Origin of the sequence: Marinobacter sp. LV10R510-11A (assembly GCF_900215155.1) — a bacterium.
Classification (GTDB): Bacteria; Pseudomonadota; Gammaproteobacteria; order Pseudomonadales; family Oleiphilaceae; genus Marinobacter.
Genome location: NZ_LT907980.1, coordinates 3,381,337 through 3,405,676, shown reverse-complemented (window position 1 = coordinate 3,405,676; position 24,340 = coordinate 3,381,337). Strand labels below are relative to the sequence as shown.

20 protein-coding genes and 1 pseudogene are annotated in these 24,340 nt (G+C 55.4%); 15 read left to right on the top strand and 6 right to left on the bottom strand.

The window, feature by feature from the left end; translation table 11 throughout:
• Window positions 1-4: 4 nt before the first annotated feature.
• The 5 genes from pyrR to gshB are packed head-to-tail and all read right to left on the bottom strand — an operon-like array spanning window position 5 to window position 3,344.
• The gene (gene pyrR / locus CPH80_RS16445) at window positions 5-514 is read right to left on the bottom strand and encodes a bifunctional pyr operon transcriptional regulator/uracil phosphoribosyltransferase PyrR (protein ID WP_096279484.1); all 510 of its coding nucleotides are present in this window, start codon (window positions 512-514) and stop codon (window positions 5-7) included.
• Window positions 515-528: 14 nt separating this feature from the next.
• Entirely contained in the window at window positions 529-960 is a 432-nt protein-coding gene (gene ruvX, locus CPH80_RS16440) for a Holliday junction resolvase RuvX (protein WP_096279482.1), read from the bottom strand.
• A complete protein-coding gene (locus tag CPH80_RS16435) occupies window positions 953-1,519 on the bottom strand; it encodes a YqgE/AlgH family protein (protein ID WP_166671419.1) in 567 nt (188 codons plus the stop codon). The genes ruvX and CPH80_RS16435 overlap by 8 nt, the downstream gene beginning before the upstream one ends.
• Entirely contained in the window at window positions 1,516-2,382 is an 867-nt protein-coding gene (locus tag CPH80_RS16430; RefSeq protein WP_096279480.1) for an energy transducer TonB, read from the bottom strand. The genes CPH80_RS16435 and CPH80_RS16430 overlap by 4 nt, the downstream gene beginning before the upstream one ends.
• An 8-nt stretch (window positions 2,383-2,390) precedes the next feature.
• Entirely contained in the window at window positions 2,391-3,344 is a 954-nt protein-coding gene (gshB, locus tag CPH80_RS16425) for a glutathione synthase (RefSeq protein WP_096279478.1), read from the bottom strand.
• A 297-nt stretch (window positions 3,345-3,641) separates the two neighbouring features.
• On the opposite strand from gshB, the gene pilG reads away from it, so the two are divergent.
• The 11 genes and pseudogenes from pilG to znuB all read left to right on the top strand — a co-directional run bounded on the left by pilG (window position 3,642) and on the right by znuB (window position 19,253).
• Window positions 3,642-4,034, top strand: coding sequence for a twitching motility response regulator PilG (gene pilG / locus CPH80_RS16420; RefSeq protein ID WP_096279476.1), 393 nt, complete (start codon window positions 3,642-3,644; stop codon window positions 4,032-4,034).
• 33 nt (window positions 4,035-4,067) lie between these two features.
• Window positions 4,068-4,430 carry a twitching motility response regulator PilH gene (gene pilH, locus CPH80_RS16415; RefSeq protein WP_096279475.1) on the top strand — a complete coding sequence of 121 codons (363 nt, stop codon included), beginning with the start codon at window positions 4,068-4,070 and terminating at the stop codon, window positions 4,428-4,430.
• Between the two features lie 20 nt (window positions 4,431-4,450).
• The gene (locus CPH80_RS16410; RefSeq protein ID WP_096279473.1) at window positions 4,451-4,996 is read left to right on the top strand and encodes a chemotaxis protein CheW; all 546 of its coding nucleotides are present in this window, start codon (window positions 4,451-4,453) and stop codon (window positions 4,994-4,996) included.
• An 89-nt stretch (window positions 4,997-5,085) separates the two neighbouring features.
• On the top strand, window positions 5,086-7,161 hold the full coding sequence (locus CPH80_RS16405; protein WP_172898613.1) for a methyl-accepting chemotaxis protein: 2,076 nt from the start codon (window positions 5,086-5,088) through the stop codon (window positions 7,159-7,161).
• A 27-nt stretch (window positions 7,162-7,188) separates the two neighbouring features.
• Window positions 7,189-8,088 carry a CheR family methyltransferase gene (locus tag CPH80_RS16400; RefSeq protein ID WP_096279471.1) on the top strand — a complete coding sequence of 300 codons (900 nt, stop codon included), beginning with the start codon at window positions 7,189-7,191 and terminating at the stop codon, window positions 8,086-8,088.
• 11 nt (window positions 8,089-8,099) lie between these two features.
• Window positions 8,100-15,532: pseudogene (locus CPH80_RS16395) on the top strand (Hpt domain-containing protein).
• Complete coding sequence (locus tag CPH80_RS16390; RefSeq protein ID WP_096279469.1) at window positions 15,532-16,584, top strand: chemotaxis protein CheB; 1,053 nt, start codon at window positions 15,532-15,534, stop codon at window positions 16,582-16,584. The pseudogene CPH80_RS16395 and the gene CPH80_RS16390 overlap by 1 nt, the downstream one beginning before the upstream one ends.
• Window positions 16,585-16,595: 11 nt before the next feature.
• Entirely contained in the window at window positions 16,596-17,057 is a 462-nt protein-coding gene (locus CPH80_RS16385; protein ID WP_096279467.1) for a chemotaxis protein CheW, read from the top strand.
• A gap of 112 nt (window positions 17,058-17,169) precedes the next feature.
• Complete coding sequence (locus CPH80_RS16380) at window positions 17,170-17,661, top strand: Fur family transcriptional regulator (RefSeq protein ID WP_096279466.1); 492 nt, start codon at window positions 17,170-17,172, stop codon at window positions 17,659-17,661.
• A complete protein-coding gene (gene znuC, locus CPH80_RS16375) occupies window positions 17,654-18,442 on the top strand; it encodes a zinc ABC transporter ATP-binding protein ZnuC (RefSeq protein ID WP_096279464.1) in 789 nt (262 codons plus the stop codon). Before CPH80_RS16380 ends, znuC begins: the two co-directional genes overlap by 8 nt.
• A complete protein-coding gene (znuB, locus tag CPH80_RS16370; protein ID WP_096279462.1) occupies window positions 18,429-19,253 on the top strand; it encodes a zinc ABC transporter permease subunit ZnuB in 825 nt (274 codons plus the stop codon). Before znuC ends, znuB begins: the two co-directional genes overlap by 14 nt.
• Before the next feature lie 38 nt (window positions 19,254-19,291).
• On the opposite strand, the gene CPH80_RS16365 is transcribed toward znuB, so the two are convergent.
• On the bottom strand, window positions 19,292-20,206 hold the full coding sequence (locus tag CPH80_RS16365) for an alpha/beta fold hydrolase (RefSeq protein WP_096279460.1): 915 nt from the start codon (window positions 20,204-20,206) through the stop codon (window positions 19,292-19,294).
• 206 nt (window positions 20,207-20,412) lie between these two features.
• Here CPH80_RS16365 and folE point away from each other — a divergent pair, with 206 nt between their 5' ends.
• The 4 genes from folE (at window position 20,413) to CPH80_RS16345 (ending at window position 24,209) form a co-directional block, all read left to right on the top strand.
• Window positions 20,413-20,982, top strand: a complete 570-nt coding sequence (folE, locus tag CPH80_RS16360) for a GTP cyclohydrolase I FolE (protein ID WP_096279458.1) — start codon at window positions 20,413-20,415, stop codon at window positions 20,980-20,982.
• 45 nt (window positions 20,983-21,027) lie between these two features.
• Window positions 21,028-21,465, top strand: coding sequence for a CoA-binding protein (locus CPH80_RS16355; protein ID WP_096279456.1), 438 nt, complete (start codon window positions 21,028-21,030; stop codon window positions 21,463-21,465).
• 104 nt (window positions 21,466-21,569) lie between these two features.
• Window positions 21,570-23,837, top strand: coding sequence for a putative bifunctional diguanylate cyclase/phosphodiesterase (locus tag CPH80_RS16350; protein ID WP_227520218.1), 2,268 nt, complete (start codon window positions 21,570-21,572; stop codon window positions 23,835-23,837).
• Window positions 23,838-23,888: 51 nt separating this feature from the next.
• Complete coding sequence (locus CPH80_RS16345; protein WP_096279454.1) at window positions 23,889-24,209, top strand: hypothetical protein; 321 nt, start codon at window positions 23,889-23,891, stop codon at window positions 24,207-24,209.
• Window positions 24,210-24,340: the final 131 nt, after the last annotated feature.

Genomic DNA, 24,340 nt, shown 5'->3' with positions numbered 1-24,340 from the left:
GAGTTTACTGTTTGGCTTCCTGGATTTCGATCCGCAGAGGATCAGGGCCACGAAGCTTCACGCGCTGCCGTGCCTCCAACGCCAGTGATTGCCCTGCCACATCGGGCTGAATAGGCAACTCGCGTGCGCCCAAATCGATCAGGGTGGCGAGTATAATACTAGCTGGACGGCCATAATCGAACAGTTCATTCATCGCAGCACGTATGGTTCGGCCACTCATGATGACGTCGTCAACCAAAATGATATCCCGGCCTTCGGTATCAAAAGGCAGGCTTGAGGGCGTAACCTTTGGGTTCAAGCCTATCCGGCTGAAGTCGTCCCGGTAAAAAGAGATATCCAGCTCACCAAACGGCTCTTCGATGCCAAGGCGCTTACCAAGGATATCCGCTACCCAGACTCCACCGGTACGGATGCCGATCACCACCGGTGATTCGATACCGCGCTCTGTAATCAGCCGGCGCAGCCCGTTTTCCAGCTCATCCATCAGCTGGCCTACATCAAGCAATGCACTCATTACATCCTCGCTTTTTATTCTGTTTGCAGCCGACACCAGGTTTCCAGTATCAGCACTGCCGCAAGATCATCCACTCCGTGGCGACCATAATCCCGACTGCCACCAGCAGCCATAACTTGGCCCTTGGCTTCGTAACTTGTCAGGCGCTCATCCACCATTTCTACCGGAACATGAAAGCGACCATGCAGGCGCTTGCCAAATTTTCGGGCACGGCCACACATGTCGTTTTCACTGTCGTCCATATTCAGGGGTAGGCCTACCAACACCAGATCCGGCTGCCATTCTGCCAACAGCTTTTCGAGTTGCCCCCAGTCCGGCGTTCCGTTCTCGGCGAGAATCATGGCCCGGGGCTGGCCCGTACCAAGCATTTCCTGCCCGGTAGCCACGCCAATACGACGCAAGCCGAAATCGAATGCCATAACACTACGACGGCCGATTTCAGGCATGCCCCACCGTTTCACTGAGCTGGTTAAGATCGATTCCGATCAGCGTGAGGACAGCCTTGTAGCGATCAGCCCAAGGTGTCCTAAAAAGAATGTCGGTGGTTGCCGGGCAGGTCAGCCAAGCGTTGCTCCCCAGCTCATCTTCTAGCTGCCCCTCGCCCCAGCCTGAGTATCCCAGAGCCATCAAAAACTCTTTCGGGCCCTCGTTGCGGCCAATACCGGCGAGGATGTCACGGGAGGTAGTCAGCATAACGTCGTCGGCGACCTTAGCCGTATTCTGCCAGTCAGCACCCAGGGAATGCAGAACAAACCCACGCTCCTGCTCGACTGGGCCGCCGCTGAACACAGGCAAATCGAGTTCTCCACCTTGGAGGTCAAGCTGTTCCAGAACTTCCCCCAGGTGAATATCCAGAGGCTGGTTGATCATCAAGCCTAGCGCGCCATCGTCGGTGTGTTCGCAGAGGTAAATAACAGCACCGTGAAATCGGGGATCCGCCAGATAAGGCGAAGCCACCAGAAAATGATGCCTCAGGCTATGAGGAGAATGCTTCGATGCGGTCATCCGGATGTCAGCCCCCGTTGCTGGAAGGACCAGGTACGTATGATTTCTAGCTCGTCCACGTCTTTGCGCATCTCATCCGGAAAGGGTGCAAATGGTGCGGCCATTCTCACGATACGAATCGCTGCGTCATCAAGCAACGTGCTTCCGGATGAGTGCAGAATAGCCACTTCTTTTATTGTGCCATCTTTCTGCAGGGATACCAGCATTCGCAGGGTGCCATACATGCCTGTTCGGCGGGCCTCGGTGGGGTAATTGATATTGCCAACCCGCGTCACCTTACTGACCCAGTTCTGTACATACCAGGCATTGGTCGACTTCAAAGTGGAGGCAGCGGTTACCCGCATCACCCGGGGTTTCCGTGCGTAAGCCTGCTGCTGGGCATCAAAGCGCGCCTCAAGGCTGGCGATCTCTAGGCTGCGCTCCAACAGGCTTTTCTTTTCTTTTACCGGCAAAGGCTCTTCTTCCGGCTTAGTGTGCTGCTCTGGTTGCTGAACCTGCCGGCTTGACTGGCTTTGTGTCTGCACAACCGCCTGTCTCTGACGGCGAACCGGCTCGGTTTGCGCTCGTGGTTCAGGCTGTACCTGGGCCACTTCCGGCTGGCTTATTTCGGAGGGCTGTGGCGTGGTCATCTCGAGAGGTTCTTCCTCGGTGCCACTGCCCTGCTGGCTGGTCTGGGCCAAAAAGTCTGCCTTCTCAGGCGCCGGCTCGTCATCAAATTGCGACAGGGTGATTTCCATGGTCTGGGCAGAAGAGCGCGGCAACTCGGGAGCAAAGGTGATTCCCAGCACCACAACCGCATGCACCACCAACGCCATGAATAGCGTGAAGGAAAACCTGTCGAAATCGCTTACCTGGCCCATAATCCTCCCCGTCAGCCCCGGCCTAGCCGCTTCGCGACAGCGTCCATCAAAAGACCAGAGATGTCGGTTCCGAAGGCGTTATCCAGCTCCCGAATACAGGTTGGGCTGGTCACGTTAATTTCGGTCAAATAGTCACCAATAACATCCAAGCCCACAAACATCAGGCCTTTTTCTTTGATGACCGGCGCTACACGAGCGCATATCTCACGATCACGGTCGGTAAGCTCTCGGCCCTCTCCCCGGCCGCCGGCCGCCAAATTGCCACGATTCTCGCCTTGTGAAGGGATTCGGGCAAGGGCGTAGGGTACGGCCTCGCCCTCAATCATCAGAATGCGCTTGTCGCCATTGCTGATTTGTGGAATAAACTTCTGGGCCATGGCCTGATGCGCGCCATAGTTAGTCAGAGTTTCAATAATTACGCCCAAATTGAAGTCGTTTTCTTTGATGCGGAAGATGGAGTGGCCGCCCATACCGTCCACCGGCTTCATGATAACGTCGCCGTGTTCAGCGTAGAAATCGCGAAAACGCTTCGCCGACCGACTAACCAGCAACGGCGGTGTAAGATCCTCAAACTGGGTGGCGAACAGCTTTTCGTTACAGTCACGCAGGGTTGCGGCCGGGTTAACCACCAGGGCACCCTGCTGTTCAGCTGATTCGAGAATATAGGTAGCAATTAAGAACTCGCGGTCTACCGGCGGATCTTTACGCATTAGAATCACGTCGAGATCGCCCAGTGCACGATCCCTGGCCGCGCCATAGCTGTACCAATTCTCGGGATCCATACGCACCGTAAGGCTGCGCGTGTGCGCCATGGCCTTGCCACCATCCATATACAGGTCTGACAGCTCCATGTACTCGATTTCCCAGCCGCGATTTTGCGCCGCCAGCAACATCACCAATGAACTGTCTTTTTTGAAATGGATATCCTCAATCGGATCCATCACGATCCCGAGTCGAACTGTCATAGTGCCTCTTGAACGCCTGAGGGGTAAAAACACGAACCGGTCTGCAGAGTGAACCGGACAATAAGTGCTATGCTAAGAAATCAGATGGTATTGTACCCGAGGCTTGATTGCATCCGGAGAAATCCTTGGTCAATTACGTGATGTTTCAAGCAAAAGTACATTTAGTCACAAAGTAATACTTTTTATCAGGCCATCGATAATCTATAAATGAGCGGGGTTTATAGAAGAACCTTAAGGTTTATGCTAAAACCCTCGTTTGAAAACAATGACAGTCGCTGAGCGCAAGGCACCTGGACAATGGATGAAAACTTCGAGAACTTGAAGATCATGGTGATCGACGACAGTAAAACCATCCGTCGCACCGCAGAAACCCTACTAAAAAAGGTTGGCTGTGAGGTTATTACCGCAACGGACGGTTTTGACGCTCTGGCCAAAATTGCCGACTCACAGCCGGACATCATTTTTGTGGACATAATGATGCCCCGCTTGGACGGCTATCAGACCTGTGCGCTCATAAAGAATAATTCCTCTTTCAAGAAGACGCCGGTCATCATGCTGTCAAGCAAGGACGGGCTGTTCGATAAGGCCAAGGGCCGTATCGTCGGCTCGGATCAATACTTGACCAAACCGTTCAGCAAGGATGAGCTGCTCAATACGATTCGTCACTATATACCCGTGACGCCACAGTAACCCTGCTGACACTATAGAACCATCGAGGAACCAATGGCTCGCATTCTGATTGTTGACGACTCTCCTACCGAGGTTAAGAAAATCTCCACCATTCTGGAAAAGCACAAACACGAGGTGCTTACCGCCGACAATGGCGCCGATGGTGTTGCCATGGCCCGTGCCGAAACCCCAGACCTGGTGCTCATGGATGTGGTTATGCCTGGCCTAAACGGCTTTCAGGCAACCCGCCAGCTGACCCGGGCACCGGAAACAGCTTCTATTCCCGTGATCATTGTCACGACCAAAGATCAGGAAACCGACCGCGTATGGGGCACTCGCCAAGGCGCCAAAGGGTACCTGGTGAAGCCGGTTAACGAAGACGACCTGATCAAAACAATCAACAGTCTGATTGCCTGATCCCCAACCGTGGAGTAAGCATGTCCGCCCAGGCAGCCCCTTTTGCCGTTCTGACGGATATCGCCCAGCGCAGCCGCTCCATGGCTGCGGGCCTGCCGGAACAACAAGAAACCGTGGAACTATGGAACGGTATCGGTTTTGTTCTTGCAGGTGAGCGCTATGTGGCTCCCATGGGTGAGGTCACTGAAATACTGCACGTTCCCCGGTTTACGCACATTCCGGGAGTACGGCCATTTCTGATGGGTGCCGCCAACGTACGCGGCCGCCTCCTTCCCCTGGTAGACCTTGCCGGCTTCTTTGACATTCCCCGCTCATCCCGCAGCCAGCGGGAACGGCGGGTTCTCGTTATTGAGCAGGGCGATGTATTCAGTGGTCTGGTCGTCGATACCGTGCTAGGCATGCAGTACTTTGCAACCGACAGTTTCCAGGCAGCACCGGCTGGTGTGCCTGAAAACGTTCAGCCGTTTGTTGCAGGCGGCTATGAACGAAATGAAGAAGTCTGGAAAGTGTTTTCCGCCGTCGATCTGCTCGAAGACGAACGCTTTCTCGACGTCGCACAGTGGTAGGGTGACGACCGTGGCAGGAAAACACCCTGACTGCCCGAAACCTGATTAAAACAACTTGCCAAAATCTTGAAGAGGCCGGGAGCCAGAAAATGAAAAACAGAGCTGGAAGAATCAGCATGGGACAGGGAGGTAACAAGCTTGTTGCCGGCCTGATTACCTCACTGATCGCACTCACCGTTCTGCTCGTTGTAGTCCTGTTTATCGTCAACAGGGACAGCCAGAACGACCAGGAATACATCGCCAACGCCGCAGAGCTCAGGGTGCTGTCGCAGGAAATTGCGAAAAACGCGACTGAAGCCGCCGGTGGCACCGCCGACGCATTTAACCAGCTACGCCGCTCCCGCGATGAATTCCAGCAGCTCTGGGCCAACGTAACCGAAGGCAACCCGGAAACCGGCCTGCCCCCCAGTGAATTAGCCCGCGAGAGCGGCGTTCAGCAGCACTGGAACACGGTGCGCGAGAACGCAGACAGCATTCTGTCCACGCGCGATGCTGTGCTTGGCCTGCACGAAGTAGCGCGCACCCTGAACGAAACCATCCCTCAGCTTCAGGTTGAATACGACGATATCGTACAAATCCTGCTGGATAACGACGCGCCGGCGGAACAGGTTGCACTGGCACAGCGTCAGTCCCTGCTTGCAGAGCGTATTGTGCGCTCTGTGAACAACGTACTTTCCGGTGACGAAGATGCCGTTATTGCCGCTGACCGGTTTGGCCGCGACGCCAGCCTGTTTGGCCGAGTGCTTGAAGGCCAGCTTAACGGTACCCCAGCTATGGGTATCTCCAAAGTTAACGACGAAGATGCCATTTACGGTCTTGAAGCAGTAGATGAGCTGTTCGAGTTCGTCTCCCAGAACGTAGACGCGATTCTTGAAGCCTCTCCCGACCTCTTCAAGGTACGTACCGCGGCAAGCGACATCTTCCAGAATTCCGAAGTTCTTCTTTCGGAACTGTCTGTTCTCGCTGAAAGCTTCCGTGCCCAAAGCGGCTCGCGACTTATCAGCCCGACACTGGCCTTTATTATGCTGGCCGCCATGGTTGCCATGGTTGTGTTTATCGGCCTTGCTCTATACCGGGAAGCCCAGGCGCGCTTGGCAACTACTCAGGAACAGAATGAGCAGAACCAGAACGCGATCCTGCGACTGCTGGACGAACTGGCTGACCTAGCTGACGGTGACTTGACCACCGAAGCCACGGTAACCGAGGACTTCACCGGTGCCATCGCCGACTCTATCAACTACGCGATCGACCAAATGCGCGGGCTGGTACAGGCGATTCGTGGTACCGCGGTACGTGTGGCCTCAGCGGCCCAGGAAACCCAGTCTACAGCTATGCATTTGGCAGATGCTTCCGAGCACCAGGCCCAGGAAATTGCTGGCGCCTCAGCAGCGGTTAACGAAATGGCCGTGTCGATTGACCAAGTATCCTCCAACGCTGCGGAATCTTCTGCGGTTGCGGAGCGCTCGGTTGCGATCGCCAAGAAAGGCGCAGAAGTGGTACAGAACACCATCCGCGGCATGGACAACATCCGTGAGCAGATCCAGGAAACATCAAAACGGATCAAGCGTCTGGGTGAGTCATCCCAGGAGATCGGTGACATCGTATCTCTGATCAACGACATCGCCGACCAAACCAACATTCTGTCCTTGAACGCTGCAATCCAGGCCTCTATGGCCGGTGACGCAGGCCGGGGCTTTGCGGTCGTTGCGGACGAAGTTCAGCGTTTGGCGGAACGTTCCTCTGCGGCAACCAAGCAGATTGAAGCACTGGTTAAAACGATCCAGTCTGATACTAACGAAGCCGTTATCTCCATGGAACACACCACCGCCGAGGTGGTACGTGGTGCACGTTTGGCACAAGACGCGGGTATCGCCCTCGAGGAAATCGAGAACGTATCCATGAGCCTGGCGGAGCTGATTCAGAATATCTCCAACGCCGCACGCCAGCAGTCGTCTTCTGCCGCACACATTTCCAATACGATGAACGTTATCCAAGAAATCACTTCCCAGACATCGTCCGGTACCAACGCAACCGCGAAGTCCATCGGGAACTTGGCAGATATGGCCTCCGAGCTGCGGTCCTCCGTTGCCGGCTTCACGCTGCCTGAAGAGGATTTGGCAGATCACGAAGAAGAGGAAAACAGCAACGTTCCGGTGGTGGGCTGAGACACAGCCCGAGGCTAATGGCGGCTTATGTCTGAACTTCATAACAACCCGTCAACTGCCGAAAGCACCTGGTTTCTGCGCCGCCTTCCTGACATGGACGAGGCGCAGTTCTGCCAGTGGCAGGCATTACTAGAACACCGTACAGGCATGACACTGCCTGCAGAGCGCCGCTCGTTTCTGGAGACCAATCTGGCTATCCGGATGCGAGAAATAGGCTGCAGCAGTTATCAAGCCTACTACGAAACGATTGTCTCGGGGCCGGATGCCATACGGGAATGGTCAACACTGGTTGATCGGCTGACCGTGCAGGAAACCCGCTTTTTCCGGGATCCTGACGCATTTCGCTTGGTCGCCGACTATGTTCTCACGCGGCCAAGAGAGCAGTTCCGAAAGCGGCCTATTGAAGCCTGGAGCGTCGGATGCTCCACCGGCGAGGAGCCCTACACGCTAGCCATGGTGCTGAACGAGTGTATGAGCCAGCTGGCCCTGAAACCTTTGTATGGCGTAACGGGCTCGGATATCAGTAAGCCAGTGATCGAGAAGGCCCGGATTGGCCAGTTCAGTGCCCGCAAACTGCTGGGCATGGAAGATCACATGAAAACCCGGTACTTCCGCCCGGCCGAGCGGAACACCGTAGAAATTGTAGATAGCATCCGGGAACGGGTCTGCTTTACCAGACTAAATGTTCTGGATCTGGATAAAGCACCCATGCACGGGATGAATATTATCTTCTGCCAGAATTTGCTGATTTATTTCCGTCGCTGGCGCAGACGGGACATTGTCAGGCGACTTGCAGAGCGGCTGGCGCCCGGGGGATTACTGGTTCTGGGCCAGGGAGAGCTGACCGACTGGCAGCCCCCAGGCCTGCAAAAGGTACCCTCGGAACACGTACTGGCGTGGATAAAGCGCCAGACTGACGAAGAATAACCGGAGAGGTTATGGGCAATAACCATGACAGCATCGCCCTCGACTGGGTTCGGGGCGAGATACAGGACACGCTGACTCAGAGTCAGCATGCGCTTGAGGCGTATGTCGAAAATCGTGACGACACTGCACGCCTGCGCTTCTGCCTGAATTATCTCCATCAGGTGCATGGCACCCTGCAGATGGTTGAGCTATACGGTGCAGCTTTGCTGACCGAAGAGATGGAAAAGCTCACCCAGGCAGTGTTGAACGACAGCGTTGTCAGCGTCGACGACGCCGTTAATGTCCTGATGCAGGCCATCTTGCAGCTTCCTCAGTATCTGGAACACTTGGCCAGCAGCCAGGATGATTTTCCCATGGTGCTGCTGCCTCTACTGAACGATCTTCGGGCCGCACGGGGCGATTCCCTGCTTTCAGACACCTCCCTGTTCAAACCGGACCTGAGCCCGTCTCGCATGCAGGTTGCAGGCAACGCTTCCCAGCGGCTGCAGGACCCCAAAGTACTTGGTCATATTCGAAAGCTTCGCCAAATGTACCAGTTTGCCCTCGCCGGCATCGTTCGCGAAGAAGACCTCGACGCCCAGTTTGTTTACCTGCAAAAAGTGATTCACCGGCTCACTCGCCTTTGCCAGAAAACCCCCCGTGGAGAGCTCTGGAAAGCCGCAGCTGCCTTCGTGGAAACGCTCCAGGCAAAGGCCAACCCGGTCAACTCAGCAGTAAAGTCCTTGCTTCGGGAACTCGACAGCGAAATCCGCCGCCTGACCGACGAGCACGCTGATATTCTCGCGCAGCCAGTACCCGATGCGCTTTTGAAACACCTGCTCTACTACATTGCCCGAGCACGGGATCTGGATTCCGAAAGAGTTCGGGAACTACGCAGCCGCTATCAACTCGAGGAAGCTCTCCCCTCTGAAGACGATGTGGATGCCGCCCGAAACCGAGTTTCCGGCCCGGGCCGCGAAGCTATTCATTCCGTTGTTAATGCGCTCAACGAAGAACTCGCCAAGCTGAAAGACCAGCTGGACCTGTTTGTTCGTTCAGAGCTGCGACAGAACAATGAACTTGAAGATCTTCTCCCCGGTATGGTGCAAGTGGGCAACACCCTTGCCGTACTAAGCTTGGGAATTCCACGGAAAATCATTACCGAACAAATTGAGCTGGTTGAAAAGCTCAGCACACAGAGCGAACTGGTCGACGACGGCACCCTGATGGACATCGCCGGGGCTCTTCTTTACGTGGAAGCCAGTCTTGCCGGCCTAGACAGCGATCGATCGCGGGATCGCTCTGAAAACAGCGGCGACAATCTGCCTCTTAATCAGGGTTCCCGCGAGCTTGGAGATGCCAGCAGTGCCCTGCTACGGGAATCCCGCAACACGTTGGAGCAAGTGAAGTCTGCTGTTATCAACTTCATTGCTTCCCAATGGGACACTCGTGAAATTGAGCATGTGCCGGGTTTACTCCACAGTATCCGCGGCGGCCTAAGCCTAGTGCCACTGGATCGCGTAGCCAGCATGCTGGACTCAGCAGAACGCTATATTTCGGATGTTCTGCTCAGTGACAAGCACGTACCCGATTGGATACAGCTCGACACCCTCGCCGACGCAATCACCAGTATTGAGTACTATCTGGAGCGCCTGGCTGAAGGCATTAGTGATAACGAAGATATCCTACGAATCGCCGAAGAAAGCCTCGCCAGTCTTGGCTTCCCGGTAGGTCAGGAACCCACTTGGGGCACTGAACTAAAAGACGATGGTGTTCCGGTGATAGAACCGGTGGACACGGATGAGCTTGCACCGGCGCAAGAGCCCGAAACCAAAGCATCAGATGAGGGGCTGTTAGACGACGAGATTCTTGGCATCTTTGTGGAAGAAGCCGAAGAAGTTCTGCAAACCATTCATGAATTCTACCCACGCTTGCGCCAGAGCCACGACGATCGTCCGGCACTGACTGAAGTTCGCCGTGCGTTCCACACCCTCAAAGGCAGCGGCCGTCTGGTTGGCGCCACCAGCCTTAGCGAACTGGCTTGGTCTGTGGAAAGCCTGCTCAACGGAGTGATCGACCAGAGCCTCAAACCAAACGACGATCTGTTCTCTCTGATCGATGACGTCAACGCACGTATTCCCTCGCTGATTCAAGAATTCCGTGATGGTCACACCACCGGCGACGTAGCCGAGCTGATCGAACGCGCGGAAGCAATGGCTACCACCCGTCGCAGCGACAGTGCGCACGCCGTTGCTCCGGAAGCCTCAGCGGATGCGGCACTCGATACGCCGACTGACGACGTACCAGCGCCAGAACAGAGGTCGACAGCGGTCATAATGACGACCTGATTGACGATGAAATCCTCGAGATCTTTATCGAGGAAGCCGGCGAGGTCCTGGACACCATCCGGGAATACCTGCCCATGCTGCTACGCCAGCACGATGACCGCAGCGCCCTTTCTGAAATACGCCGCGCATTCCACACCCTCAAAGGCAGCGGTCGCATGGTCGGTGCGCTAATTGTGGGTGAACTGGCTTGGTCCGTCGAGAACATGTTGAACCGTGTGATTGACGGCAGCATTTTTATAAATGACGACATTGTCGACCTGCTGGATGAGGCAACCGGTATTCTTCCGGCTCTGGTAAGCGATTTTGAACATCACCAGCTGCCTTCAGCCGATCCTTCCAGCCTCGAAGCCCGGGCCAAAACCCTAGCAAACGGCGAAATCCCAGACACCAGCACAATGCCGGCAAGCGGAGCCGATGACGTTTCCGGCGCCGACGCAATGCAGCCGTCTGAAACCGAGTACGGTGCGGACGAGGGCAGCGTTGATCCGGTGTTACTGGATATCTTTGAGAGCGAAACGGAAACCCATCTGCAGACGCTTCAAGAGTTTCTGGCGTCGGCTGGCGACAAAGTCAGCGTCTCCTATACCGACAACCTGTCCCGGGCTCTGCATACACTCAAGGGCAGTGCTCACACGGCGGGAATCAGCCCGATAGCAGCCGTCATCGCGCCACTGGAACGCTTCATCAAGGAGTCCCGCGCCCAGAATTTGCGCGCTGACCGCGACGTGCTGTCGTTGGTTGAAACCGCCTGCGACTTCCTGGTACAGGGGCTGGCACAGATACGTCAAGAGCCCCAGACCTCGCTGCCCGGCACGGAAGCATTTCTAGAAAAGCTAGAGCATATTTCCAATGATAGGCTGCGCACCTATAGCGAAGACACTAGCCGAAACGGTGGGCAGCCAGCACCATCGCAGCTCGTACAGCTGTTCTTAAATGAAGGCCTAGACGTTGTCCTAGATGCTGACCTTATCCTTACGCAGTGGGCAGAAAACCCGCAAGACCAAGCATCGCTACATCGCCTCACCGCGGGACTAGCACAGCTTACCGACGCAGCATCTGACGCAGGGCTGCCTGATGTAGCCGCTTTGTCCGAAGCATTGCAGGAAGTGCACGCTGCCGTCATCACCCAAAACGAAGCACCGGACGACCCGCTATTCTCAACCGTGCGCAACGCCCATGAACACCTGATCAACATGATGGATCAGGTGGCTGCTGGGTTGGCTACTGAGTCCGGCGATGAGTTGGTTTCCCAGCTTGAAGCACTTACCCAGTCTATTTCCGGGCTAGCAACCGAAGCTACGAGCGCCTTCGATCACGAGTTCACCGAAGACCTGGAAGAGATTGACCTCAGCTTTGACATGGACGAGTTGGAGTCGCCAGAGGCAGAACAGGCCCCTGCGGACTCTGGCGCTGAAACCACCGACAGCGAGATGGATGAAGAGCTTGCGGAAATTTTCCTCGACGAAGCTCGCGATCTCATCGACAGCACGGCCGAAGCCCTACAGAGCTGGAGCGAAGCCACCGGAAATCTGGATATCCTGCACCTGCTCCAACGGGATTTACATACTCTGAAAGGCGGTGCACGCCTCGCCGACATCCCGGCGGTGGGCGATCTGGCCCATGAACTTGAGAACCTGTTTGAAGGGCTTACCGAACAGCGCTTATCCGTCAACGAAGAGCTATCAGACCTTCTGTTCCGCTGCCATGACCGACTGGCAGGCATGGTAGACAACTTGGGAGCCAAGGAGCTTCCACGCCCGGCACCGGACCTGATCAGCGAAATCTGCGCTTACATGGACAACACAAACAGCTCGCGGGCGGTCACGGATGTGACGGCACCCGACGAGTTGCAAGGCGCCGTATCCGATGACGATACACTGCCCTTGGCCGAACTTGAGGAAACCGAAGAGCCCGACGAAAGCGAGCACTCAAGCTACCTTTCGCACTTGGATCCGGAACTCACCGGCATTTTTCTTGAGGAAGCCTACGACCTGATCAACTCAACAGGTAGTGCGCTGCACACCTGGAGTGAGGATCCGTCTAACCGCGGTGTCGCCGCAGAATTGCAGCGGGACGTTCACACTCTGAAGGGTGGCGCGGGCATGGCAGGGGTCGGCTCTATTGGGGACCTAACTCACGTTCTGGAAGACTTGTTCGAAAAAGTGGCGGAAGGCCAGCTTGAAGCTAGCGGAGCAATGAACGACCTGCTGTTTGCTTGTCACGACCGGTTGGCGCAGATGGTTGATCAGGTTGCTAGCCAGAAACCCTGCCCACCCGCGAGCGATCTGGTGGATAAGGTTGCGGCCATTCTCCGTGGCGAACCTTTGCCTAAAGTGGCCGAGCCTGCGACGAGCGAACACCCTGATCCGCTTGCAGAAACCATGACGGCGGAGGCCAACGACGACGAGCTTACGAGCATCTTCCTGGATGAGGGTCACGAGATCCACGACGCCATCAGCGAGTGTATCGACCAGTGGCGCGAAGATCCGAAGGCGACAGACGGTGTTAATCAGCTGCAACAGGAACTGCACACCCTAAAAGGTGGCGCAAGGCTGTCCGACGTTGACCCCATTGCAGAACTCGCTGAAGCCTGGTCAGGTGCACTGGATACGCTGTTATTTAACCCCGGGAACCAGAAGCTTTTACTGACACTCAGTGGTCGCGGTCTTGGCGATCTGAAGTCTATGCTCGGCGAGCTAGCACAGGGTAATGAACTGGTTGCCGACCCCGAGCTTCTTGCAGCGTTTAACAGCGCGCAGAATCCTGATGTCGACAACAGGGAGTTGTCAGCGGAAGCAACCGCAACCGCAACCGCAGATCAGGACTCAGTCGATCCGGAGATTCTGGAGATATTCCTGGAAGAAGCCGGCGAAATCATGGATCAGCTGGAGCAGCTCCTTGGCGACTTGCGTAAAGATCCGGCCAACAAACACTTCAACCAAGAAGCACAACGCGCACTGCATACGCTCAAAGGCGGAGCCCGCTTATCGCAGCTAACCCTACTGGGGGATAGAGCTCATACCTTTGAAACTCGCTTGATCGACTTGGGTGGCAACGCGCCTACTGACAGCCAGTGGCAGGCCATTACCGAAGACCACGACGGCATCATTGCTCTGGTTGCAGACATACGCGAACGCTCCAATTCTGACACAGCCACCGTTGAGCCCGCGAGCGAGCCGGTACCCGCGATGGCAGATCCGGTACAACCGGACGCACCCGCTAAACCCGCGCCCAAGCCTGCCCGGGCCAAAGCACCGGCAAAGGCCCACACCAAGGCTGCTGCTCAGGAAAACATTCGAGTATCCGCTAATTTGTTGGATGATTTGGTCAACCTAGCGGGTGAAACCAGTATTACCCGTGGCCGGCTGGAGCAGCAAAGCAGCGACTTTGGCCATACTCTGGATGAAATGGCTGCAACTATTGAGCGCCTACGCGAACAGCTGCGCCGAATGGACATCGAAACCGAAACGCAGATTCTGTTCAGTGCGGAAAAAGAGCACGGCCCAGACTACGGCGACGACTTTGACCCACTGGAAATGGATCGGTACTCGTCCATTCAGCAATTGTCGCGAGCTCTGACCGAATCATCTTCAGACTTGGCGGATCTGCGTGAAACCCTGTCTGACCGGGTTCGGGATACCGAAACCCTGTTGGTTCAGCAGTCCCGCATCAATACGGAACTCCAAGAAGGTCTGATGAAGACCCGGATGATCCCGTTTGCCTCCATGGTGCCGCGCCTGCGCCGGATTGTTCGCCAGATCGGCGGCGAGCTGGGTAAGAAAGTTGAATTTGATGTACGCAATGCCGAAGGCGAAATGGATCGCACCATCCTAGAGCGCATGATTGCGCCGCTGGAACACATGTTGCGTAACGCCATCGACCACGGCATCGAAAGCCCGGCTGATCGCCGGAAGAACGGAAAGGCGGAAGCCGGCGAGATTACTCTGTCGCTGGCCCGCGAAGGCGGCGATGTGGTTCTGCGCATGATCGACGACGGCGCCGGCATTCCTTCTGCGGTTATCCGAGACAAAGCTATTCGTCAGGGCTTGCTACAGGAGGATGAAGACCTCTCTGACCGGGAAATTCTGCAATTTATCCTGCAGCCAGGATTCTCCACCGCGCAGCAGGTTACCCAGATTTCTGGGCGTGGTGTGGGCATGGATGTGGTCGCCAGCGAGATCAAACAGCTCGGCGGTAGCTTAGATATCGAATCGCAGCTTGGCCGCGGCACGGCATTTACGGTGCGATTGCCATTTACCGTTTCGGTAAACCGCGCATTGATGGTATCCACAGGCGAAGATTTTTACGCTATCCCGCTAAATACTATCGAGGGTATTGTTCGGGTGAGCACCTATGAGCTTGAGGAATACTACAAACCAGACGCTCCCATGTACGAATACGCGGGCCAAGAATATCGCCTGCAGTATCTGGGTAGCCTGTTGAACAGTGATCACCATCCCAAGCTTCAGGGCCAGGCGCTGCCGTTGCCGGTAATTCTGGTTCGCGGCGCCGAGCAGCCTATGGCTCTGCAAGTAGACAACCTGATGGGTAGCCGGGAAATTGTTGTTAAATCCCTTGGCCCGCAGTTCAGTACCGTTCGCGGCGTATCCGGTGCCACCATTCTCGGTGATGGTAATGTGGTGGTGATTCTCGACCTGCCGGCGATGATCCGTTCCGACATATTGTCTGAGCGCCAACGCTTGGAAGATATGGAAAAGGCACGGGAATCTGCCCGCCACGAAGAGCGCGCTACCGTGGTGATGGTAGTAGACGATTCGGTAACTGTGCGAAAGGTCACCTCCCGCTTGCTGGAGCGCAATGGTATGGAGGTTATCACCGCAAAAGATGGCCTAGACGCGGTTGCGCAGCTGCAGGATCACCAGCCGGACATCATGTTGCTGGATATCGAGATGCCGCGTATGGACGGCTTTGAAGTCGCCAGCTTTGTGAGGCACGACGACAACCTGCGCGATATGCCTATCTGCATGATTACGTCGCGGACAGGTGAGAAACACCGTGAGAGGGCACTGGCGATCGGTGTTAACGAATACCTCGGCAAACCGTTCCAGGAGACAGATTTGCTGAAGACCATCAAACGGCTGATCGGTAAGCAGTGATGACCGACCCTAACGGTCGGGCCCAAGTCGGAATTGTGTCGGATATTGTTCTGCAGAGACATCGCCTGCAGGCAGCAGCCGCCAAATTCGGCCTAGAAGTCTGCTTTTCCGGCGATCCTGAAAGGCTTCAGGATTACCCTGAGTTTCCGGATGCTGGGCTCTGGCTTGTCACTCTGGAGGACGAAGCGGATCACCCTGCTCTGTTCGATTATCTTCTGGAAAACACCGAGGCTCCGGTTCTATTTGGCCTAGACCAGGCTCCTGGATCTGGCAGTGCCGAATATTTCCGCTGGGAGCGAAGGCTACTGGGCAAGCTGGAACAACAGCTGGGAGAGCTTGCGCAGCTGGACACCAGAGCCAGTATCGAAGAACTTGAGGTGCAGGTTCCGGAAAACCCAGCATCACGAGAGCTTCCGCAGTGGCTGACACCCGCAGCACCTGGGTCTGTTGCAGAGGAGATTTGGGTACTGTGTGCCTCTTTAGGCGGCCCGGCCGCAGTGAAAGCGTTTCTCGATAGCCTACCGCCCGGCCTTCCTGTGGGCTTCATATACGCTCAGCACATCGATGGCAATTTTTCCGAGGTGCTCACCCGGGTACTTGGCCGCCATGCGCATTACAAACTGCTGCATGCGGAAGAAAATTACAGGGTGAAAAATGGCGATGTGGTACTGATGCCGGTTGAACACGAATGGACGTTTGACAGCACCGGTGTGCTTACCGAAAAAGATACTGCCTGGCCAGGGCCCTACGGCCCGTCTATTGACCAGGTGTTGCTAAATACGGCTGATCATTACGGCGCTCACTGCCACGCCGTTCTGTTTTCGGGAATGGGCAACGACGGTGTAATTGCAGCACCTTTGCTCAAAGCCTATGGTAGTCGGATATGGGTTCAGGAAAGCACCAGCTGTGGCAACAGCTCGATGCCGGACTCTGTAGCTGCCACAGGCTGTGCCAGCTTTTGTGGTACGCCGGAACAGCTGGCCCGGGAACTGGTCAACACCATCGAAAAATCCTGCCTGCTTAAAGGCCGGAAAAAACGGGTCACCGCCTGAGGACACAAGCAATGAATGACAATAGCCAAACCCTCTCCTGCGTTATGATTCCCGTAGGCGGGCGGCAGCTTTTACTGCCCAACGTATCCATTGCTGAGGTCGTGGATTACGCGAGCAGTGAAGCAGATGCCGGGGCGCCGGACTGGCTGGCAGGGCACTTGGAATGGCGTGGCCTGAACTTGCCGGTTATTTCCTACGACGCCGCCAATGGCGGAATTCTTTCAATTCCCGGTGAAAACCGCGGTCGGATTGTCGTGCTCAACTCCCTCAGCGACAACAGCAAAAAGCTCCGGTTCATGGCACTGATTACCCAGGGCATTCCCAGCCAGGTTCGTATTGCCGAAGATCAGGTTAAACAACTGGAAGGTGAAAACGGCCCTGCCGATCTTATGCTGGTTGATGTTGATGGCGAAGCCGCTTGGATTCCTAACTTAGACTACTTGGAGTCTCTCGCCAGCGAAACGCTGGTGTAGAAACAGAACTTGAAACCACACCGCCTACACGGCACCTAGGTTATTGTTCTGTCCCATGGCAGAGGGATCCTTGCAAATGTTATAATGTTGCAAATTCCGCAGGATTCCTACCATGTTTGCCCGCGCGCTCCCGTACCGCCCTCACGATCACGACGCCTGTGTGAGCCAAGCTTTGGCCGACGCCAGAGTAATCTGCCAGCAAAAAAATGCCCGCCTGACGCCCACTCGTGAACGGGTGTTGGAGCTGATTTGGCAATCTCACAAACCTCTCGGCGCTTACGATGTGCTCGCAAAGCTCACCTCCGAAGGCCATAACGCTGCTCCGCCAACCGTATACCGGGCCTTGGACTTTCTACAGCAGCACGGGCTGGCGCATCGCATAGCTTCGCTCAACGCGTTTACTGGCTGCGTCCATGCTGGCGAGCAACACACCGGGATGTTTCTTATCTGTCGGGGCTGCGGCACTGTTCTTGAGCTCACGGATGCATCGGTATCCACGGCAATACACGATGCCGCCGGCGCCGAGGCATTCCGTACGGAAAAAGTAATGCTAGAAGTAGCAGGTCTATGCCCTGGCTGCCAGACGGAACAACATCATGAGTGACGTGCTGGTAGCCATCGAAAACCTTACTGTCCGTTTTGACAATCGCCCGGTTGTTGATCGGGTGAATTTGTCGCTGCACCGAGGCGATATCATTACTATCATCGGGCCCAACGGCGCTGGCAAAACCACGTTGATCAAAGCCATTCTGGGCATACAGGCTGCAACCAGTGGCCGCATTGTTCGCGCAAAACACCTGGTTATCGGGTATGTACCCCAGCATCTAAGCCTGGAATCAACACTGCCGTTGAGCGTAAAGCGCTTCATGTTGCTCAGTGGCCAGCCGCTGGCAGAGTGCACGTCTGCGCTGGCACGAACCGGTGTCAGCCATCTGCTTAGCGCTTCAGTACACCATCTTTCCGGGGGCGAACAGCAACGACTTCTACTCGCCCGAGCACTGGTGCGAAAACCCGATCTGCTTGTGCTCGATGAACCGGCCCAGGGCGTCGATATTAACGGCCAAGCTGCGCTTTATGATCTGATCCGCGAGTTACGGGACGAGCTACACTGTGGCGTCATCATGATTTCACACGATCTGCATTTGGTTATGGCAGCCACCGACAAGGTTATCTGCCTGAACCAACACGTATGCTGTAGCGGATCTCCCGCTGACATCTCCCACGACCCTGCATTTATTGAAACCTTCGGCCGGCCAGTGGCCGAATCTTTGGCGGTGTATCACCATAATCACAACCACAGCCACGATTTACATGGCAACGTAGTTGGGCCCGATCACTCAGGTGCAGCCGCCGGCCATGAGGAATGTCATCATGACCATCATTGATACCATACTGAACGATTTCTTCTGGCGTGCCCTCATTGGTGGCCTGGGTGTGGCGCTGATCGCCGGGCCATTGGGCTGTTTTGTCGTGTGGCGGAGAATGGCGTATTTCGGCGACACCCTGGCTCACTCTGCGCTTCTAGGCATAGCCCTCAGCTTTCTGATCAGCGTTCCGTTAAACCTCGGGGTTATCATTACCAGCGTTATTTTGGCCGTGGCCTTGATGCTGTTCTCTCGTAACAAAACCCTCGCCACCGACACCCTGCTGGGCATTCTTGCTCACAGCGCCCTGGCCATTGGCCTAGTGGCGCTAAGCTTCATGCCGGATGTCCGAATCGACCTAACCGGCCTGCTGTTCGGTGATCTGCTGGCCATGAACCGCAACGACTTGCTGTGGATTTATGGCGGAGCCATGGTGATTCTTACGCTATTAACCGTGCTTTGGCGTGGTTTGCTGATGAGCACCATCCACGAGGAGCTGGCCCGTGTTGAAGGTGTGCCGGTTGAACGCCTGCGCCTGTTACTAATGCTGATGTTTGCGCTGGTAATTGCGGTCGCTATGAAGATGGTAGGGGTTCTGCTGATCACCGCGCTGCTGATCATCCCTGCGGCCACGGCGCGCAGGCTGGCCAGTACTCCGGAGCAGATGGCCGCATTGGCGGTGGTGTTCGGCTTTGTTGCGGTGGTCGGTGGACTAAGCATGTCTTGGCACTTGGACACGCCGGCCGGCCCTTCCGTCGTGGTCACGGCCTTTGCTACCTTTCTCGTGGTCTATGGCGGCGCGGGCCGATTTTCAGCCCGGCACTCTGCCTAAGCACAATCACGGCGGGCGGCTCTGCCTCGGCTCGTACCTTACCGGCGCTTGCAGAACTCCCTGTATGCGCCGAACACCTCCCAGGGGCTCTCAAAGTGTGGGTAATGCCCAACATTTTTCAACCGCACAACATCGGCATCTGGAACCATTTCCTGGTAGCGCTGGGCCATAGCCGCCCCCGACACAGGGTCTGCAATACCTGAAATCAAACGCATGGGCTGTTTCGCATTCTGCAACGCGGACACCCAGCGATGCCTGTGACACCGGCGCTCTTCCATAAACTGGATCAGGTGATGCAAGATACCGCGGCCGTTGTTGTAAGTGAGCAGATGCCAAAAATCGTCCATATCCTGTTGGCTTGGGATGCTTTTGCTGCCAAACAACTTTAGGAAATTGCGCTCAAAACTGCGCCGAGTCATGCCCCGGCTGAGCAGCCCACCCAACGGGCTCCGCAACAGTTTTTGAATCATCAACGGGTTGTGCACTTCTGGAAACAACGCCCCGTTCAGGAAGCACACGCTGGCGATATGAAAAGGCAGCACCCCTTCCTGCTCCCGGGCAAGCAACTCTTGAGCGACACTGCACCCGTAGTCATGGGCAAAAATGTGCACCGAATCCAGCCCAAGCCCTTCCAGCAGCCCCTGCATTAGGTCTGCCTGATCCTCAATACTGTATGCATACCCCCGGGGCTTGTCAGAAAAGCCAAAACCCAACATATCCAGAGCCAACACATTATTGCTCTGAACCAGCATGGGCCAGATCCGGCTCCAATCCCAACTTGCCGTTGGGAACCCGTGCATCAGTATCAGCGGCTCCCCGCTGCCTGCCATGCGGCTGAATATCGCGTGGCCATCGTAGGTGAACCATTTACCGCCTTGTTGCCACTCCTCAAGCACAGCCTTCCCCCCGCTGCCCGCTGCTCCGTCCTTGATACTCGGTATCTGCTGTTCCATGCGCTGTTCCCAATAGATCCTTTACAGCCTACGACTGTAGAATAAACCCGACTCTGCCGCCAGAGCTTGGTACATGCGCTCCATAAACTGCAAACCGAAATCGGTGTTTTTGAGAGAGCTTCACGGTAAACCGTAGAGATACAGGGCAAATTCACTTAAGCTTTAGCGCTCGCGCCTTACCATTATGAAGAGAACCGGAAAAGACTATGACCAAACTCCTTGACGACCTGACGGGCCACTATCGCGCCATCATCGACGGGCTGGGCGAAGACGCCAGCCGCGAAGGTCTCCAAGACACCCCCAAGCGTGCTGCCAAAGCCATGCAGTTCCTCACCCAAGGCTACCAGCAAAATCTTGGCGATCTCGTTAACAATGCGGTGTTTGAATCCGCAATGGATGAGATGGTCGTAGTGCAAGATATTGAGCTTTACAGCATGTGCGAGCATCACATGTTGCCCTTTATCGGCAAGTGCCATATAGCTTATCTGCCCGAGGGCCGCGTTTTAGGCCTATCAAAATTCGCACGCATTGTGGACATGTATGCCCGCCGCCTGCAGATCCAAGAAAACCTGACACGCCAAATTGCCGAAGCCGTAGAGACCGTTACCGGCGCTAAGGGCGTTGCGGTGGTAATCGAAGCTCAGCACATGTGCATGATGATGCGCGGCGTGGAGAAACAGAACTCAAAAATGAAAACCTCCATGATGCTGGGGCAGTTCCGTAAATCCCAGGCTACGCGGTCAGAATTTCTGCAACTGGTGAGCAATCGCTCCTAGTCTTGTGGCTCGATCAGGCCATTCCTAAAAGGCAGTAATAATACTATGCCAACTCAAGACCCACATTCCATTCGCGACATCCTCACCTCTATTCGCACCATTGCTTTGGTGGGTGCCAGCGAGAAAACCAACCGGCCCTCCCACGAAGTCATGCAGTTTATGCAGGCGCACGGATACCGGGTTATTCCGGTAAATCCCCGCCTAGCCGGCCAGCAATTGCTGGGCGAGACCGTTTACGCCGACATCACATCCTTACCCGAACCCGTCGACATGGTGGAGCTGTTTCTTGCCCCTGAGCGCACAGATGCGGTGATCGATCAGGCCATCGAACTGAAGGTTCCCATCATCTGGATGCAGATTGGTGTGATCAACGAAGCCGGTGCGGCCAGAGCCGAAACAGCCGGACTCACCGTTGTGATGGATCTCTGCCCGAAGCAGGAGATTCCGCGACAGGGTATACCGGCGGTTAGCTCCGGAAAGTGAACCTCGGGGCTTCTAAAGCATGGCGCTCTGGTCAGATTGATTTATTATTATCAGTCTTCAGCCGTTACACTGGCATATTGGTCTACTGGCAACCGGAGCACTTCTTGGAACAAACACCCCAAAAATTCGGGCTCTTAATTAAGCAGCTGCTACATCCCGTGTTTCCGGTGGTGATCTTTCTTGTTTTTCTCGGCATGGCAGCCGGCCTTCGCTACGGCTTGATTCAGCAGCACACAGCACAGATACAGGCCAGCCTTGAAAACGAGGCTCGGAATATGGCCCATAGTCTGGAATGGGAGCTTATGGTTCACGCCAATGCCATTCGGCGAATGGCCAACCGGTTGGCAACGGATCCGCAAACGCCCGAAAACGAATGGCGCGAGGATGCCCGCAATTATCTTGAAGACTTCCGCATCTATCAGGCCATAGAGTGGATAGACCGTGGTCTTATCATCCGCTGGCTGGAACCCTTGGCCGGCAACGAGATCGTTCTTGGCTTAAATGCTGCTAATGATAATCAGCGCAGTCGAGCTCTGGAGGCGGCCAAGAACTCTGGGCACTATGACGTTTTAGGAGTGTTGGAACTGCGTCAGGGCGGTAAAGGCATTGTTATCTATGCTCCTGTCGACACCGGGGCCGATAACAATGGCTTCATGGCGGGTGTGTTCAGAATGGAAACCCTGGCTCGCCAGCTGATGGCAAGCCGGGAACCGGCCATGTTTCGGATCGAGATACACAGCAACGGGGCTCCGGTTTATACGCTGAGCGACTTCCAAAGCGCCAGTAATCCTATGTCTTACACTGTGCCGGTTATCATTCCCACATTGGATTGGCACCTCACTCTCTCGCCTTCGGAGGCTTGGGTCGACAAACAACGCAGCCCTTGGCCGCGCTGGACGTTCATTACCCTTGTGTTCATGGGCCTGCTAACCAGCCTCACAACCTTTCTACTGCAGCTCATACTCAAGCGCAATCAGGATCTGTTGATAACCCGCCAGGAACTGGATGACGAAATCGCACAACGCAAAACCGTTCAAAAGGACCTTGTTCGGCTCGAATCCACGGACATTCTTACTGGCCTAGCAAACCGACGCTTCTTTATGGAAGACTTGGCCCACGCACTCAATATCGCAGGCCGCCAGGTGTGGCAGTTGGCCATGGTAATGCTGGACCTCGATCGTTTTCAGATACTGAATGATTCTCTTGGGCATCAGTTTGGAGATGAGCTTCTGGTTCAGGTTGCCGGGCGCCTAGATCAGCTCAGTAATGAGCGTATTACGGTGGCCTATTCCGGCGGTGACGAGTTTATGATCTGCCAGCAGCATGTGGAGAACATTGACGACGTCGTTTACCTGCTGGGGCTTATCAAACAGTGTTTTGAAGCGCCTTATGTGGTTCAGAATGAAAGCCACAGCGTTACCGCAACTCTCGGCGTTGCCGTGTATCCCCAGAGCGGCCTGGACGCCGATACCCTGCTGCAGAACGCAGACATTGCGCTGTATCGTGCCAAAGAGCAGGGCCGCAACACCTATCAATTCTATACTGAGGGCATGCAAGAACGAGAAGTTATGCGGCTGGAGCTAGAGAAGGATCTCAGCCATGCCCTAGCCAATAATGAGTTTGTACTGCATTACCAGCCGCAACTGGACCTGAACAGCGGCGAAATCAACAGTGTCGAAGCGCTTATCCGGTGGCAGCATCCTCGTAGGGGCCTGCTGCCACCGGGCGAGTTCATTCCACTGGCGGAGGAAAGCGGCCGAATAACCGATATCGGGCGCTGGGTGGTGATGGCCGCCTGCCGGCAGTTATCGGCATGGAAAGGAACCCGCTTCGAAAACCTCCGGGTAGCCGTGAATCTGTCCGGGCGGGAACTGGACGACGAGAACCTGGTGGAGCGTATACGCGAGGCTCTGGATGCCGAGGGCATCCCAGCTAACCGGCTTGAGGTGGAGCTGACTGAGGAGATTTTTGTTCAAAACATCGAGCACAATCTTGGACAACTGACACGCCTGCATGACCTTGGCGTACATCTGGCGATTGATGATTTCGGTGTCGGCTATTCTTCTCTGGCTTACCTGAGAGACTTCCCAGTGGATCTGCTGAAAATCGACCGTTCGTTTATTACTGACGTAACGGAGCGCCACGATGACGCTGTGATCACTCGGGCGGTAATCAATCTCGCCCACAACCTTGGCTTACAAGTCGTTGCGGAGGGCGTGGAGACGAAAGCACAGCTAGACTTCCTCAAAAGCCACCACTGCAACGTGGCTCAGGGTTATCTGATCAGTCGCCCTATTCCAGCAGCGGAATTGGAAAAAGCGCTGGTCAACGGCGCGTTCAAAAAGGCTGTAATGGCTGAGCCGGATTTGTAACAGCCATCCGCCAGCCCCAGCATTAAGATTGCTTTTTTCAGGTGAGATTTTATGGCCACAGGTTATTTGACGCCGGAACAGGACAGCAAGCTTCGCCGATGGGAGCGCTGGAACCGGAACTATTTTATTTTTGCGTTCGTGGTTCTGGTTATTACTCTGGTTTTCAGTAGCCAGCTTGGGCTTTCGAGCGCTGACGACTGGGGGCCACTGGGCCTTATTCTGGTGGCGCTGATTACGCCGATTATTATTCTGCAACTGCGCTTGGCGTGCCCCGCGTGTGGTCACAAGATTGGCTGGCAGGCGAAGCTAATGGCCCCTGATCAGTGCAACAACTGCAATGCCTTCCTTCGGGCGAAAAGCTCCTCCTCGTAAAAACCTTTGACCTGTGAGTAGGTCACAGGTTTTAAGCTATCCTTAAGCTTCAAACACTCTTGGCTGTCAGGCTTTGTCGATAGCCGCGACGGTGTGGGAGGCTTGTCCGAAAACCGCTGTGAATACGTCCA